Origin of the sequence: Rhodococcus sp. RS1C4, assembly GCF_002258225.1 — a bacterium.
Classification (GTDB): domain Bacteria; phylum Actinomycetota; class Actinomycetes; order Mycobacteriales; family Mycobacteriaceae; genus Rhodococcoides; species Rhodococcoides fascians_E.
Window position 1 is genome coordinate 145,385 of record NZ_NOXZ01000051.1, and the last position, 14,827, is coordinate 160,211.

Sequence of the window (14,827 nt, forward strand, 5' to 3'; positions counted from 1 at the left end):
CGATATGGCGATCTACACGAACTCGCGTATTCGAGGGAGCACTGCGGCGATCTCCTCGAACAGGCTCGGCCAACCTCGACGCAGACGAGTGACCCTGCCCGATTCGAGAAAATTTCCGTCGAGAATGTGTGAAACCCGCAGATTCGCTGCAGGTGCGCCCAGCGCGGCCAGTTTGGCGTAGACAGGGTTGCTCGGAAGCTCGTGCTGATGGGAATAGGCCAGCACATCGTCCGCGGACCAGTCCCACACCGGACCATAGGCCACAGTTCCATCGTTGCGGCGAACCGTCCCCCCGTGGTGTCGACGCTGCTCCGCTTTGTTGCTGCAGCAGCTCGCGCCTTGGCAGCGCTCGTTGATCTCACGTGCGAGAGCGGAGTAGTACATCGACCACCTGCCGGTTCCTTTCCTGGATTCGTCTGCCCGCACGCCCCAGACCTCCCCGTCACCGAATTTGGTGTGCGCAGCCCGGGCAGGCTGCGCAATCAAGGTCTCGAAGCCTCGCGCGGGTACATGAGCCGACGGGCTACCGCCGTGGTCCCATTCCCCGGTCCGGGCCATCACAGTCAACAGCGTTGGTTCAGCGCGAATGATGTGCAGGTCCAGTCCCAGCTTCGTCGCAATCTGCTCGACGTAGGCGTAGGTCTCGGGGTATTCGAGACCGGAATCGAAAAAAGCTACCGGGACATCTGGGTCCGCCTGACGGGCGAGATCAACAGCAACGACGGAATCCTTTCCACCGCTGAATGCGACGTACCCATCGAATTCGTCGAGGTGTTCGGCCACGCGATCGACGATCGTCGAAATGTCATGTCGCGAGGATCGAAGGGACCGCAGGCGAGTGAGATCGAGGCCGTCGAAATCGTTGCTACGCACCGCCACAACGATAGTCGGGACACGGACACTTCAGACTGGACGAAGCAGAAGCTGCTACCCCGAACAGGCGGAATTACCGGTTACACAATGGGCGTCCGTGTGGTCGCTCGGCAGCAGTTTTCGGGTTGTTCGAGGTGTCCGGTGCCGGTGTTATGTTCGCCCGGATATCGTCCGTTGAATGAGCAAGAGGAAGAGGTGGCGACCGATGAGTCCCACAGAGTCCGACCCAGGCAGCGCGTTGCCCCGGTGGGTAGTTGATCCGTCGGCGGCGAACAATGCGACCGATCAGTCGAACGATTCCGAGCCAGAAGGGGGGTCGGAAGATCGCCACGATGGGCAGGACAGTGACCTCCTCCAGGACTCAGGTGCAGGTCAGCCAGAACCCGCCCGTGAACAGCCTGTAGCCAGCGAATTCGTGCCAATCGACGCACCCAGAATCGCAGCCGACAACGCTGATGAAAACGTGTCAAAAAACGTACCCCAAGCCCGGTCCAAAGTCGCATCCGAAATCGTGCCGAGAGACCGGCCCAGCGCCGCACCCAGCAGCTCCCCCTCGGCGAGCCAGCCCAATTCTGGTGCTCATCGACCCACCTCGGAGCCGGCCCCACGGCCGCCGCGCGTCAACGATGGTCAGGTACCAATACCGGACCGGCCCTCGGCCTGGCCAGGGCAGGGCGGCTCCGCACCCGCTGTTGAGCAATGGCACACCAACAAGTCGGCCGGCAGTTCAGCACCGACATCTCACCCGGAGCCAACAAGCGCCCCCGACTCTCCGGCAGTGACAGCTCATCGCCCCTTCACCTCGCAGCCCGTTCAGTTGGTAGAACCAGTGCCCACAGCAATTCCGACAGCAAGGCCGACAGCAGCTGTTGCCCCTCCGCGGTCGATCGACGAACTGGAGCTGATCCGCCGTGCGCAACTGCCACCTAGCAAAGGTTGGCGACGATGGCTCTACCGACTCTCCTTCGGTTCAGCCAATCCCGGCCAGTCGCCGGCTGAACTCGAGTACGAGCAGCTCCTGCGCCGCGTACGGCAACCGGTTCGAGGGAACTACAAGATCGCAGTCCTCTCCATGAAGGGCGGGGTCGGAAAAACAACCACGACAACAGGGCTTGGATCGACCTTCGCAGCACTGCGGGGCGACCGCGTCATTGCCTATGACGCCAACCCAGATTTCGGGACGCTCGCGTACCGCATTCACCGAGACAGTGACCGCACAGTGCGAGACTTGCTCGCGGACAAAGAAGTACACAGCTACTCCGACGTACGGAGCTACACCTCGCAAGCGCGAAGCAGGCTCGAAGTTCTTGCAAGCGAGCGTGATCCGTCCGTTTCCGAAGCATTCAACGAGCACGACTACACCGCCGCACTGCGCATCCTCGAACAGTTCTACAACATCATCTTGACCGATTGCGGCACCGGTCTCATGAACTCGGCCATGGCAGGCGTCCTCAAAGAAGCCGACGCACTGGTCCTGGTCTCCTCCGCAGCCAAGGACGGAGCACGCAGCGCTGGGGCGACCCTCGAATGGCTGTCGCGACACGGCTTCGACGACCTGGTCAAACGCACCGTCGTCGTCATCAACGAATCACGGAAGGGCTCGACCGCCCTCGATGTCGAGCAACTCAAGTCCTACTTCGCAGAACGCACTCGCGCCGTCCAGGTCGTCCCGTACGACGACCACCTTGCCGAAGGCGACACCATCGATCTCGAGTTACTGGGCAAGCCTGCACAACGCGCGTTCGTTGAGCTGGCTGCTCTGCTCGCCGACGACTTTCCTGCCAACGTCGGCCGGCACGCACCAGCGCCCGGCCCGAGTCCTTGGTGAGTTGGACTGTGCCGGTGAAAGTTGGCCTGTCCGTAGTGTCCGGGCGCGCCGTTAGAGTACAGATATGGCCGAACTATCAAGGGGCAGAGCAGCGCTCGACGTTGTGACGACCGCCTACGAGGCCGCGACAGGATTTGCGGTTTCGTGGCCACCAACCGGAGTTTCAGGTGACTCCGCGTGCGCGCGGTGCGGTGGCGCGACAGAAGGTTCCGGACGGCGAGTGCGTGAGACTGTGTCGAGAACGTTCACCGGGTTCGACGGGTGGGTAGACGTTGCGGCTCCTACGATGTGTCGCGTCTGCGTTTGGGTGTACACGACAACGGCACTTCGCTCGGACCTCCTGCTGGTCACCAGCGATCCACGGCGTGCCACGAAATTGTCGAAGACCCGCTTACGTCGCGTTCTGGGACAAGCGATCTCTCCGACGTCCGCCGTCGTCGTTCCGTTACGTCCTGGGCGCAAGCACATTCTTCCTCATGCCCGGTGGGGTCGGGTCGCCGTCGACGACATCGCGCTTCCATGGACAGAGCACGACGCGGAACGCCTGAGCGCAGTCGTGCGATTGCGACGGCGAGGGTTCTCCCTGGCCGCCCTTGCGCGCGCAGCGCCGGCATTCAGCACGCTCAAGAACATTCCGCATCGAACGTGGACGTCTGTGTTCGCGGATTGGGACAGCCTCGATCCGTGGCGAGAGCGGCCTGTGTACCTCGACCTCGCAGCGACGGCTTCAACGTCAACCAGAGGCACGGCATGACCCCGATCAGAGCTACGACACCGACCCAAACCTGGCTGGACGCAGCCAGCTTCCTGCCGCCCGTCACCGGTGCAGCAGCAATAGCCGAACGACTGTTGCTGCTGCTGCACTACGGAATCAACTGGGACACCGGGTGGGTGGGACGCCGGAGAGAGCTGTACTGGGACCACCACCTGCCAGACCGAGTCCGGGTCGCGACATACACCGGCGGAGCCGACCTCGATCGATGGTGGAGCACCGTGGCAACCGATCTCGAGTCAGCGCCGTCGACGAAAGAACAACGCCTCGAACTATCGGTCCTTCTACGCGAGGAATCGATACCGGTCCTGACCCTCTTACGGGAAAACACCACCGCCCTCGTACTCCGAACACGGATCGTGGCCGAAGCTGTTCAAGCGCGCCGGGCCACCACAGCGACTGCTACATCGCCCAGGAGGCAGAAGTGACCTCGACCCTGCGCTGGCAGCTCGACATCACAGCGGTCTCGGCGATCTCGCACCGCGGTGAACACAGCGCCACCACAACGACCTTGTTCCGGCGCGAAAAAATACTGCAGCCCAACGGTTCCGCAGCCTTGGTTCCGATTGTGTCCGGCAACTCCTTCCGAGGGGCGCTCCGGCGGATCGGAGAGGAGCTATTACGGGACGCCCTTGCATACGAAGGGCTTCTCAGCTTGTCTGCAGCTCACACACTTCGGAACGGGGGCAGCCTGACCAAGGTCACCGGAGAGCCACTGTCCGGCGAACGGCTCCACCGGCTCCGTACATTGAACCCACAGGTCAGCGTCTTTGGCGGCAGCGGCGGCGGTCGAATGATCGACGGCTGTCTCCGCGTGGGCAAAGTGATTCCGCACGTCCTCGAAACCGACCACCTCATGAGCCGTCCCGCACCTGACCGTGCTGTCTTGAGCCAATTCGACACCATGGCGCTCGAACGATACAGCCGGTTCGACGATTCCACCGATCATGACTTCCCCACAGTCGCCCGAACCGACGCAGCCACCGTCGACGGTAGCTCTCTGATGCGTTACGAGATCGAAACACTGCCTGCCGGTACACGATTCGAGTCCTTCTTGCGTCTCGATCGCGCAACCGATCTGGACGTGGCCTTCTTCTCCGACGTCGTCGGCAGGTTCGTCGAGTCCGGAACCATCGGCGGGCGTACAGCTATCGGACACGGTCTCGTCCGCACCAGCTTCGAGCGGACCCTTCTCGCCGGCGACGACCCGAAGGAGCTCGACTGGCGAACCCATCTTCGAGAGCGCCGTGAGGAGGCGCTGGAAGTCATGGAGGCGCTGACGTGATGAGGCCGTTTGAGGTGAAAGCACACCTGGCGGTCGGACTTGCGCATGCAGCTCCATGGGCGACGAGCCTCGATGGCTTGCTCGCATCCGAGATGTGGGAAGACGAGAAAGCCGCTGCTCGGGGCCGCGGACAGTACCTCGAAGCCGCCGGCCCCGACGAAGTGCCCGCCGATCTGGATCTGCCACTCGCTCGGTGCACTCTGGGGGGAGGCGACGACTGGCATTGGTGCGCTACATACGCCTATCCCGAAGACCCGGTCGACGCCCCGGAAATCCATCACTGGAGCGGACGCCCCGACCACCGTGCGCTCGAGCAACTCTCGAGGTACCGACCATCGGTCATCTCCGACCGGCAGGGCCGATATCGCGCACGCCAGATGCCGCTCCTACTGACCTCCACGCGGACTGTGCTCTGGCGAGGTGTCGGCGACATCGACCGGGTGAGCGCAACCCTGGCATCGATCGATGCAATCGGGAAGAAGCGCAGCCAGGGTGAGGGGCAGGTGCTGAGATGGGAAGTGCATCCCGTCGACATCGATGCCTGGTCGGCCGGCCACCTCCATCCGAACGGCCACCTCGGTCGCCTGAGCCCACGGATCTGTCTGCAGGGCAAACCAACAGTCGAAACAGGCGGTTTGGGCCGAGGCGCGATACGGCCACCGCACATGCACTGGTCGAGAATGCGCGAGGTATGCATGCCATGGACACCCCAGTGACCCGTGAATCGGCACCGGAAACGTTGCGGGACAGCAACTTGTCGGAGTCGAACGCCATACTGACAACTATGCGAATCCGAACCCTCGATGGTCCACCGCTACCTGCCGAAATCTTGGCCCATGCGGCGCGCGCGGTCGTTCTTGCGGACCTTCTCGCCGGCCAAGACATCTCCTGCGGCGAGAAGCTTTCAGCGAGGAGCGACGCAAGTCGAGACGCTTCAACAATCAACCGCGGTTGACCGCGCCGACTATAACGGGGTCGGCATCACCGGGCAGGTTTGACCGGCGACTCGCGCGTTGATTCACGCTGTGCGGGAGCGTATTCGGTACACCTGCCGGGTGGTGATTCCGAGCTGGCTTGCGATGGACTCGACTGGGACGTTCTGGGCCGAAAGCGTGGCTATCGTGAGCGCCTGTTGTTGATGCCGGGTAGGCCGGCTCTCTGTGGCTGTGGTGTGCTGAAGCTCTTGGCGCTCTCGTGGTGTCTTTCCGCCCCAAATGCCGTGCTGTTCGTTGTACGTCAGTGCATGGGCGAGGCAAGCAGCTCTGGCGGGGCATTCTGCGCAGACCCGCTTTGCTCTGCTGGTTGCTCCACCCGGGGGCGGGAAGAACTCCTCGGGGTCTGTCTGTGCGCACAATGCGTCCGAGCGCCATGACGAAATGTCCGCCGCCGCGGGCGGGGGCAGTGGCACGGCGATGGCTGTTTCGAGCGGTGTCACGTGTTGGGTCCTTTCTTTCGGGCGACCCGGCCTTTTTCGAGTGGGTTCGACGATATCGAGGGACCCGGACACTTCACCCAGCACACGTGGCGGTCCGGTGCTTTTTGAGCCCGGACCGCCACTGTCCCCGGCACTGAGTGCGCCGGGGACAGTGGCGGTTGGTGTGACTGGGTGAAAAGCGTTCTGGCGCGGTATGATTGAGGCGTTCTGTTGTTGGCGAGACTGACCATCTTGCCCATCTTTCGAGGAGTTTCAAATGCCGGATTTGGCGACTGCGGTAACTGTTGTGGATGCGTGCGGAAGGGCTGGTGTCCCGTCGTTGTTGATTTCGGGGCCGGGTATGGGGAAGTCGAGCCTGGTTCGAGCACTTGCTGCATCCGAAGGGGTGTTGTGCGAAACGGTCTTGGGGTCCTTGCGGGAGCCTGCCGACTTCGCAGGCCTGCCGGTAGTCCGTGAGAGTGGAGTGAGATTGGAGGCCCCGGATTGGGCGCGACGGCTACATGCAGAGGGCGGGGGCTACCTCTTTCTGGACGAGCTGACCACGAGTCCACCGGCCGTTCAGGCTGCGATGCTGGCAGTCGCACTGGATTTGAAGGTGGGTGATCTGCAACTGCCGAAGGAGACTCGGGTCATCGCAGGTGCAAATCCGCCCGATTGCGCAGCAGGGGGGTACGAGTTGGAGGCCCCCTTGGCAAACCGCTTCTGCCACATCGAGTTCACGCCGTCTGTCGATGAATGGCTCGACGGCATGGCCACGGGTTGGGCAAGCACAGCCTATTCGCGTGCGGTGACCAGCGACGAGCAGCGGGAGGCGTTGGTGCGCAGTTCCATCATCGGGTACATCCAGCGTGCACCCGAGGCGCTCGATGCGTTCCCGAAGGTCGGAGTGCAGACAGGTGGCGCATGGCCGTCTCGGCGCACCTGGTCGATGCTCGCGAAGGTGTTGCCACATCTTCGCGACGATGACAACGCCGCGACCAACGCGGTGGTGTTCGGCCTGATCGGGGAAGGCACCGGTGTCGAGTTCCTCGAATGGCGTCGCAACGCCGACCTCCCCGACCCCGTAGCCGTTGTCGAAAACCCCGAGACAGCGTTCGATTGGCGCTCGCGTCCTGATCTGGTGTGGGCCGTGCTGTCCGGTGTGACGGCGTGGGCGGCCTCGCGCGGCACTGTCGAAGCGTGGCGCAACGCCTGGGGTCCGCTGATTGCCGCCGCCGAGGCAGGAGCGCCCGACGTAGCCGGGGCTGCGGCACGAACCCTGGCGAAAGCGCGACCGGCGAAGGCCTCCGTTCCGGCCAGCGCGCGCCGATTTGCACCGATGCTGGTGGCAGCGGGCTTGGTCGAGGCAGCGGCATGAGCGGTGTGCGCGCGCTCGAACCGGCTGAAATGCGAGCGTTCCGACTCGCACGGCTGGTGTCGGCCGAACACATGCCCTACTTCATGCGCGCCCTGTTCGCAGCCCAACCCGTGGCGGCACCGGGCCTGGGTACCTTCGCGGTGGATGCTCGGTGGCGGCTGTACTTGGACCCGGATCTGTTGATCGGGCCTTGCGCATGGCCGGTGCCGATGGTCGGTGCAGTGCTACTGCACGAGGTCGGGCATCTGTTGCGGGCACATGCTGACCGCGCCGCCGCTCTGGGGAAGCCCATCGATCACCTGGTGTGGAACTTCGCGGCCGACGCCGAAATCAACGACGACCTGTTGGCTGCGGGAGTCGGCCTGCCCGAAGGGGTGATCACCCCTCAATCGTTCGGCTGCCTTCCCGGAGACACAGCCGAGCAGTACTACGACTACCTACGTGACCCGGTTGTGCAACCGATTGCCGTCGAACTCGCTGGCGCTGAAGGCGATCCGGGATGCGGATCAGGATCGGGGTGCCCTGCGGTCCCCGGCGAACTCATCGGCTCGGGAGAAGTGATCACGGAGGGACTGGACAATGCGGAAGCGGACCTGGTGCGCCGATCTGTCGCGCAGGCAGTTCGCGAAGCAGCTGGTACCGGTCGAGGTAGTGCCCCGGCGGGACTGGTCCGGTGGGCAGCTGATGTTCTCGCCCCGCCGACTGTGGCGTGGGATCGTCTGCTACGGGCCGTAATTCGGCGTGCGTTGGCAGAGCAGGCGGGTAGGACGAACTATTCGTACTCCCGTCCCTCCCGTCGTCGCATTCCTGGAATCGTCGCCCCGGCTATGCGGGGGCCGTCGATCACGGTTTCGCTCGTCATCGACACGTCCGGGTCGATGACGAGCGCAGACCTCGATGCCGCGATGGGCGAAGTGGCGGGAGTTCTCAAAGCTGGTGGCATCGCACGCGACCGGGTTCGGATTCTGGCGTGTGACGCCAAATCCACTACGGCACAACACGTACGATCGGTCGCTGATGTGACGTTGGTTGGTGGTGGCGGAACCGATATGAGGGTGGGAATCGCCGCAGCCAACGCTGCGCGCCCTGCACCCCACGTCGTCGTGGTGCTGACCGATGGCGATACACCCTGGCCCGACCGGCCCACGAGGTCGCACCTGGTGTGCGCAATCATCGGCGGCGTCCAGGGTAGGGGCGTCACACCGGCATGGGCATCGACGGTGCACGTGCCAGTCGGATCGGGGGCCACGCGATGAACGAAAGCGGACCCGTGGAACTGCTCAAGTACGCAGACAGGGTGCTCACCGGCACTGGAATCGCCGCCGCCGATATCCGCATCGTCGTCGCCAGCGCAGCGGCCGACGCCGCCACAATGGCGTTGCGCGCAGGGTGGGAGTGCGCGAGCAACGCCCTGATCCTCGTCGACGGTGACGAGCGATGAGCGTGGAGTGGTTCGACCTCGCGCAACGCCTCTACGCCGCCGAGAAGATGCAACCGGTCCCTCGGCTGGCACATGCAACCTTCAAGCCGTCCACGACCGCAGTGGCCGTGCGTGCGGTCACGCGAGGAACAACGCTGGCCGTGTCCGTCGCTCGAGATGGATGCACCGAAGAGTCCGCGCACGACACCGAGGCTCTGGCCCTGCTCGCTCGCAACGGGGCAACGACGGTGGGTACGGCTGAACCGGCCATGCTGCTCACTGATGACGCCGCGACGATACCGAGCCTGCTGGCCCTGGCGCGTGCGCACGCCCACCACCCTGATCCGGACATAGCGGGGGCTGCCGCCATGATCGGATGGTGGGCCGATCGGGCCGACCATCCCGGAACGTCGGCGGTGATCGATCTGGTTGCTGCGTCGTCCTCGCGTCTGGTCCTCGGCACTGCGCCCGACGCCGAGCGAGCGGCCCGAACATGGCGTTCCTGGCTCGGCATTACCGACGAGAGCGTCGCAGGCCTGCATGAGTGGGCAGCGTGCATCGCAACGGGACCGCTGTTGCCGCTTCTCGATCCGATACACGACGATGACCGATACTCCTGGGATCGGACATTGTCGGCCACGACTGCGGGCCACGACTGGTCACGGCCGGACAACTCAGCTAGTGCAGCCATGGGACTACGGACCCGATGCGATGCCGCCGACCTCAAAGCCGCTGCGTTGCTGAGTGATCCACTGTGGCGAGTACGAGCGCTGCACACGGGACACGTGGCCCAGGGCATCGCATCGGTGGCGGCACCGCCGACAGGTTCACGCCGCCGCAACGTTTCGGTGTCGGTGACCTGCGACCGGCTGGACTCGAGGATGCGGGTTGATTCGGCAGTTACGGGATGGGTCGGATCAGCACTCGATCAATTCTTCGAGCGCTTCTCTGCCGACGTCACGTCCGCACAGGTGGTCAACGGCAAACTGACGCTCGGTCTCGGCTCGGTCGGAGCGCACGCACCGAACGACGGAGACCAGGTGACCTTGATGCCCCAACCGCCTTCACCGGCGACGATGCGAGCAGGACGGGCGAGGTACTGGAATCTGTACCGCGCTCGCCGTTCCTGGCTTTCGACCGGACAAGCCCCGAGCGCCGTGCGCCGCGAAGTCCCGCTCGATGTCCTGATAGCGGGTGCAGAGGATGTCCAGGATCACTAGGGGATCAAAAATGTTCACTGACAACACATTAGAAGAAGAACGGCACAACAATGCGTATCGTCGCACCCCGAACGGACACCCCGAAAACCGCCGCAACACCTTTCACGGGAACCGAACCGTCATCGCCCGCCCACTGGCCCGGATCACAGATCATGGCCGACCCGATCACTGCACGCGTGCTGTTCTCTGTGTGGTCCGGAGACCCCGCCGTCGTCGTCCCGTCACCACCGGGCGCAGGAAAAACTCGACTGGTCGCGTTGCTCGCCGCCGCCTTGGCCCATCGCGCAGACCTACGGGTGGGTATCGCGGCGCAAACCCGAGAACAAGCCGTGGAAATCGCACGTCGGCTCGGCGCGCTGACAGATCGAGCAGCGTTGATCTGGAAAGCGAAAGCGCCCCTCCCCGACAGTGGAAACACTCCCGTAGTGGCAGGACGAAAAGTGCGGTGGTCGAATGAGACTGGCGCAATTCTCATCGGTACCACGGCGCGGTGGCTCTTCTCGGACCCGGACCGAATCGGTGCCGATGTGTTGATCGTGGACGAAGCATGGCAATGCACCTACGCCGATCTGGGGGCGCTCGGCGCGATGGCTCGACAGGTCGTCTGCGTCGGAGACCCCGGACAGATCGATCCGGTGGTCACAGGAGACGTATCGCGGTGGGAGGGCAGCGAGACCGCACCGAACCTGCCTGCCCCCCTCGCTCTGCAAGCAGCTCACGGCGATTCGGTCGGCGTGGTCCGTCTGCAACACACCTGGCGTCTCGGCGCGAGGACAACGGCCCTCATTCAACCGCTGTTCTACCCCGGCCTGCCTTTTACTTCCCGTCGCCCACCGGAGCATCTGACCGATTCCAGCGGCCCCGACCTGCCTGAACTCGCGCATCGGCCAGTGCGGGTCATCGGAGGCCCAACCGACCCCGTCCTGGCCACACAGTGCGCCCTGCGCGCGCGAGAACTGCTGGACGCCGATGTGACCACACCGGACGGGCAGCGGGCCATGACAGCGGCGGACCTGGCTGTCGTCGTCCCTCATGTCACGCAGGCTGCCGCTGTCCGGGCCTTGCTCTCGGATCACCCCGACGTACTTGTCGGCACCGCAAACTCTCTGCAAGGCCTCGAACGCGCCGCCGTTGTCGTGTTGCACCCGCTTGCCGGGTACCGGACAGCCGAGCCGTTCAATCTCGACTCCGGCAGAGCGTGCGTGATGCTCACCCGCCACCGAGCCCACATGACCGTGGTCATCGATGACGCCACCGCCCACGTCCTCCAACACGCCGAACCATCCCCGGCTCACGCCATCCATACCGGCCTGATGGCCGCACTGCACTGCACGCCCATCGTGTAGCGATTCCCACAAAAAGAAAGGCACACAACATGTCCGACGCATCTATCGAGTACAAGGCCGAGCGACTACCTGGCATCGAGACGTCGAAAGAACTCCGCGCATCGGTCGAGGGACGCGAGCGTCCGCGCATCGGCTACACCCTCGATACCCGAAGCCGGGACAACGGTGTTCGAGCGGCCAACGCTGCCGAAGGGCTGATCGCATACGCCAGGCCGATCGGCCTCGAAACCGAGGAGCTGACAACGGTGTTCGGAGACTTTCTGGGCGACCTGCGGCACCTTGCCGACGCCGTCGGCGTCGATTGGGACGCCGTGGACGAACGCGGTCAAGACCACTACCGCTGCGAGCTGTACGGGACCGAGTAGGGGACGCCTTGGGGAGAGGAGTGAGCGGCGGTTCGGTGCGCCGGGTCGCTGCTCGCCCCAGGCCCGTCCCCGGCACTGGGTGCGCCGGGGACGTTTTCGCTGCTGAGCCCTAGCGAACTCCGGGTCCGGTGGGTAGTGTCCTGGCGTATCGGCTTGGTGGGTGGTTCCACGAAGCCGCGGCGTCGACCATTTCGTTGTTGTCGCCGTTTTCACCAGATGAGCGGACTGACCATCCGACTTCCGAGAAGAGCAGAGGTGTGTCGAATATGAGAGTCCTCGTCCGGATCGACGGTAGGAATCATGGACCTGCGAGCAGTTCGGGTTCGCCGCGAGACTGCGCGCTGGCCGTAGCGCGTGGTGTGGCGGCAGTGTTGGCGGTTTTTGCTGCATTTGCCGGATTGGCCTGGGCTGCACTGCTACGCCGGACCGACCATGCCGCCATCGACGGAGATCCGCGCCGTGTAGCGATGGTGTTCGCCGCTTCTTGCTCGGCGTGTGCTGTAGCAACTGGGATCGAGTGGCTGCTTCGACGCCGCAGTGGCGCAATGGATACCGATCCCGTCCAGGGTGTGCGACCACCGAGAGAGGCTTCGTCGCAGCGCCACCGGACTGTGAACTCGAACAGTCGGGCGGCAGGGGAGTTCGACAGACCGGAGCGTCTGGCCGGTGCGACATCGTGACGAGAAAATTCGCCCCCGCACTTCGGATCGAGGTGATCGTCGTCCGCGATCCAGATGGTCCTACCCACATCCAAGTCTTCGTCGACGGTGTTCCGGCTGCAGCAACACAATTTCACATCGACGCAGGAAGGGGATGGACGTGGGGCGACTGGGCCGACACACGAGACTGCGATCTCGCGGTCATCTCATCCGGAGCGCGGGGAGCGCTCGAAGACGCCTACGACGATCCCCCCGGTGGTGACGCCGTCCGCGGCAGGATCGGTGACTGGCTGGACGGCGCTGAAAGATCGGAAAATTAAGCAGCAGAGTGATATCGCGCCGCGTTGTTGGTCGCATAGCGGCACAGAGACCAGTCAGAAATTGATCGACAGACCGACCATCTGTCCCACAGAAACGGGAGTACCCATGCAATCCTCGATCTCGACAACGCGGCCGCCCTCGGTCGACCTCTCACCGCACGCACGAGCTGCCGGCAGTACCGGCTGCAGCTCGAACAGTAAGGCGCACAGCGCCATCGCCAGCGAAGTCCATCGCCGGATGCAACACGGCCTGTCTGAGAGGTACTTTGCTGCTACTCCGAACGCCGCCGACCGCTTCCGACCAACCGTTCCTGACCATGAGCTGACGGACCACGTTTTCGAGGTGGTTTTCGGATTGCGGTGGCGGCAGGTGTTCGACTTGGCGCGCACCCTCGACGTCGAGTCCGATCTGCTGGAAACCGCACCGGAGACGGTCAGCGCCGCGTGGTGGTGCGCACCCGGCTGGCGGAAAGCGACACACGCTGCCCACACGGCGGCCTGCGGCGACAATCGGCGTCACGAACTCACAGCGACCATGAACCTGCTCGGCGTCCTCGGATGCGGGGCTGCCAGAGTCGCTGCCCGCGATGTCGGCCGAGGCTTGGTCGTACGAGATCTGATCGGTTCCGATTTCACTCAAGAGCACTACGACTACCTGACCGGGCCGTGGCGTCGCAACGTCGGCCCGGTCCATCCCGGCGACCGGCCACTAGACCAGTACCCGACGGCCCCGAACTCGCAACGCTTGTGACACCCGGGCGCATATTGCCCGCCCGGTGCGGCCACAGGAGAACGCTCCTGGGGTGCGATTCAGTGGCCGGCTGTCACAGACCTCACCGCGACGCTATCTACCCCGTGCAGGACTGCGTTTGCTATCGCGCTCACTACGAAAGGACTCCCTGATGGACCCACAATCCGGCCGAGACGGCCTCATCCACGACGTAGAGCGCCACCTCGCGGCCGAAGATGGCCGCCGCGAGGCTCGCACTGTTGCGCTTGCATGTGTCGGCTACGTCGTCGGCATGCTCGCGATCTTCAACGGGGCTCTGCCGATCGTGAAGGATCTGGTCACCGTCAGTTTGGTCATCTCCTTGGCCGGCACGTTGCTCGCTGCCTTCTCGGCTCTGACTCTGGCACTACTGCATCGTTGGTCAGACCGTTCGGACCGTAGGCGGCGCGGAAGCTGCGGGCATGCCGACTTGCCGGCGGAGGCGGTTCGATGAGCGCGCGCGGACGACTCCGCATCGCGGTGCCCATCGTGATGGCCGTACTCGCGGTCGGGACGTACACGTTCGGAACGCACGCCGATCCGCTCTCACGACCAGCGGTGGTCGACACCCCAGACCCAGCCGCGGCGAGCACGCCTGTACCCATCGCGCAGCTCCTCGCTCAGCTCGAAACGGTGGACTCGCTCGCAGACGTCGATGGATACGACCGATCCTGCAAGAAGGGCTCAGGGTGCGTGTTCGGCCCGGCGTGGACCGATGACTCGTCCGCCCCTGGATCGCACAACGGCTGTGACACTCGAAACGACGTCCTGGCAACCCAACTGATCGACGTCGAGTTCAAGCCCGGAACCCGCGACTGCAAAGTCGCAGCAGGGATACTCCACGACCCCTACACAGGATCGACGATCGACGACCTCGGGAAGATTCAGATCGATCACGTGTACCCGTTGGCGAGGGCGTGGGACGCAGGGGCGTGGGCCTGGTCGATCGACCAGCGAACCGCCTTCGCCAACGCCGTCGACATCAACTTGCTCGCGGTGGACGGACGTACGAATCAGCAGAAGTCGGACAAGGGAATCGACACCTGGCTGCCACCCAACGCGCCATACCAATGCCGTTACGTCACTTCGTATCTCACCGTGGCCGCGAAATACGACCTCGACATCACCAGCGCCGATGCGCAAACAGCGTCGAGCGTCTGCAGCCAATGACCCAACGT

General features: G+C 64.0%; 16 protein-coding genes. 14 read left to right on the forward strand and 2 right to left on the reverse strand.

From position 1 onward, the window contains the following. Positions 1-12: 12 nt before the first annotated feature. Positions 13-879, reverse strand: coding sequence for a phosphoadenosine phosphosulfate reductase domain-containing protein (locus CH289_RS26870; RefSeq protein ID WP_052049301.1), 867 nt, complete (start codon positions 877-879; stop codon positions 13-15). A gap of 823 nt (positions 880-1,702) precedes the next feature. Here CH289_RS26870 and CH289_RS26875 point away from each other — a divergent pair. The 4 genes from CH289_RS26875 (at position 1,703) to CH289_RS26895 (ending at position 5,474) form a co-directional block, all read left to right on the forward strand. Beyond that, on the forward strand, positions 1,703-2,701 hold the full coding sequence (locus tag CH289_RS26875; RefSeq protein WP_327213655.1) for a MinD/ParA family ATP-binding protein: 999 nt from the start codon (positions 1,703-1,705) through the stop codon (positions 2,699-2,701). A 750-nt stretch (positions 2,702-3,451) separates the two neighbouring features. After that, positions 3,452-3,901 carry a hypothetical protein gene (locus tag CH289_RS26885; protein WP_032364830.1) on the forward strand — a complete coding sequence of 150 codons (450 nt, stop codon included), beginning with the start codon at positions 3,452-3,454 and terminating at the stop codon, positions 3,899-3,901. Then, positions 3,898-4,758 carry a hypothetical protein gene (locus tag CH289_RS26890; protein WP_032364831.1) on the forward strand — a complete coding sequence of 287 codons (861 nt, stop codon included), beginning with the start codon at positions 3,898-3,900 and terminating at the stop codon, positions 4,756-4,758. Before CH289_RS26885 ends, CH289_RS26890 begins: the two co-directional genes overlap by 4 nt. After that, the gene (locus CH289_RS26895) at positions 4,758-5,474 is read left to right on the forward strand and encodes a hypothetical protein (RefSeq protein WP_032364832.1); all 717 of its coding nucleotides are present in this window, start codon (positions 4,758-4,760) and stop codon (positions 5,472-5,474) included. The genes CH289_RS26890 and CH289_RS26895 overlap by 1 nt, the downstream gene beginning before the upstream one ends. A 302-nt stretch (positions 5,475-5,776) precedes the next feature. On the opposite strand, the gene CH289_RS29090 is transcribed toward CH289_RS26895, so the two are convergent. Beyond that, positions 5,777-6,277 carry a WhiB family transcriptional regulator gene (locus tag CH289_RS29090; protein WP_369597626.1) on the reverse strand — a complete coding sequence of 167 codons (501 nt, stop codon included), beginning with the start codon at positions 6,275-6,277 and terminating at the stop codon, positions 5,777-5,779. Positions 6,278-6,449: 172 nt separating this feature from the next. On the opposite strand from CH289_RS29090, the gene CH289_RS26905 reads away from it, so the two are divergent. The 10 genes from CH289_RS26905 (at position 6,450) to CH289_RS26950 (ending at position 14,819) form a co-directional block, all read left to right on the forward strand. Next, the gene (locus CH289_RS26905; RefSeq protein WP_032364833.1) at positions 6,450-7,550 is read left to right on the forward strand and encodes an ATP-binding protein; all 1,101 of its coding nucleotides are present in this window, start codon (positions 6,450-6,452) and stop codon (positions 7,548-7,550) included. Further along, positions 7,547-8,806 carry a vWA domain-containing protein gene (locus CH289_RS26910; RefSeq protein ID WP_032364834.1) on the forward strand — a complete coding sequence of 420 codons (1,260 nt, stop codon included), beginning with the start codon at positions 7,547-7,549 and terminating at the stop codon, positions 8,804-8,806. Before CH289_RS26905 ends, CH289_RS26910 begins: the two co-directional genes overlap by 4 nt. Next, positions 8,803-8,991, forward strand: coding sequence for a hypothetical protein (locus tag CH289_RS26915; RefSeq protein WP_032364835.1), 189 nt, complete (start codon positions 8,803-8,805; stop codon positions 8,989-8,991). The genes CH289_RS26910 and CH289_RS26915 overlap by 4 nt, the downstream gene beginning before the upstream one ends. Next, complete coding sequence (locus tag CH289_RS26920; protein ID WP_032364836.1) at positions 8,988-10,190, forward strand: hypothetical protein; 1,203 nt, start codon at positions 8,988-8,990, stop codon at positions 10,188-10,190. Before CH289_RS26915 ends, CH289_RS26920 begins: the two co-directional genes overlap by 4 nt. A gap of 50 nt (positions 10,191-10,240) precedes the next feature. Beyond that, positions 10,241-11,536, forward strand: coding sequence for an AAA family ATPase (locus tag CH289_RS26925; protein WP_032364837.1), 1,296 nt, complete (start codon positions 10,241-10,243; stop codon positions 11,534-11,536). A 29-nt stretch (positions 11,537-11,565) separates the two neighbouring features. Continuing rightward, positions 11,566-11,901, forward strand: a complete 336-nt coding sequence (locus CH289_RS26930) for a hypothetical protein (protein ID WP_032364838.1) — start codon at positions 11,566-11,568, stop codon at positions 11,899-11,901. A gap of 676 nt (positions 11,902-12,577) precedes the next feature. Continuing rightward, the gene (locus CH289_RS26935) at positions 12,578-12,880 is read left to right on the forward strand and encodes a hypothetical protein (protein WP_032364839.1); all 303 of its coding nucleotides are present in this window, start codon (positions 12,578-12,580) and stop codon (positions 12,878-12,880) included. A 379-nt stretch (positions 12,881-13,259) separates the two neighbouring features. After that, a complete protein-coding gene (locus tag CH289_RS26940; protein ID WP_141216193.1) occupies positions 13,260-13,631 on the forward strand; it encodes a hypothetical protein in 372 nt (123 codons plus the stop codon). A 151-nt stretch (positions 13,632-13,782) separates the two neighbouring features. Then, positions 13,783-14,103 carry a hypothetical protein gene (locus CH289_RS26945; protein ID WP_015586223.1) on the forward strand — a complete coding sequence of 107 codons (321 nt, stop codon included), beginning with the start codon at positions 13,783-13,785 and terminating at the stop codon, positions 14,101-14,103. Further along, positions 14,100-14,819: an HNH endonuclease family protein gene (locus CH289_RS26950; protein WP_032364841.1), complete on the forward strand. Its 720-nt coding sequence runs from the start codon at positions 14,100-14,102 to the stop codon at positions 14,817-14,819. The genes CH289_RS26945 and CH289_RS26950 overlap by 4 nt, the downstream gene beginning before the upstream one ends. Positions 14,820-14,827 lie beyond the last annotated feature (8 nt).

Excerpts from the sequence above, each read along its gene's own strand:
- CH289_RS26885 (WP_032364830.1), top strand. The coding sequence starts at position 3,452 with ATGACCCCGATCAGAGCTACGACACCGACCCAAACCTGGCTGGACGCA.
- CH289_RS26895 (WP_032364832.1), top strand. The coding sequence starts at position 4,758 with ATGAGGCCGTTTGAGGTGAAAGCACACCTGGCGGTCGGACTTGCGCAT.
- CH289_RS26905 (WP_032364833.1), top strand. The coding sequence starts at position 6,450 with ATGCCGGATTTGGCGACTGCGGTAACTGTTGTGGATGCGTGCGGAAGG.
- CH289_RS26910 (WP_032364834.1), top strand. The coding sequence starts at position 7,547 with ATGAGCGGTGTGCGCGCGCTCGAACCGGCTGAAATGCGAGCGTTCCGA.
- CH289_RS26915 (WP_032364835.1), top strand. The coding sequence starts at position 8,803 with ATGAACGAAAGCGGACCCGTGGAACTGCTCAAGTACGCAGACAGGGTG.
- CH289_RS26920 (WP_032364836.1), top strand. The coding sequence starts at position 8,988 with ATGAGCGTGGAGTGGTTCGACCTCGCGCAACGCCTCTACGCCGCCGAG.
- CH289_RS26925 (WP_032364837.1), top strand. The coding sequence starts at position 10,241 with ATGCGTATCGTCGCACCCCGAACGGACACCCCGAAAACCGCCGCAACA.
- CH289_RS26930 (WP_032364838.1), top strand. The coding sequence starts at position 11,566 with ATGTCCGACGCATCTATCGAGTACAAGGCCGAGCGACTACCTGGCATC.
- CH289_RS26945 (WP_015586223.1), top strand. The coding sequence starts at position 13,783 with ATGGACCCACAATCCGGCCGAGACGGCCTCATCCACGACGTAGAGCGC.
- CH289_RS26950 (WP_032364841.1), top strand. The coding sequence starts at position 14,100 with ATGAGCGCGCGCGGACGACTCCGCATCGCGGTGCCCATCGTGATGGCC.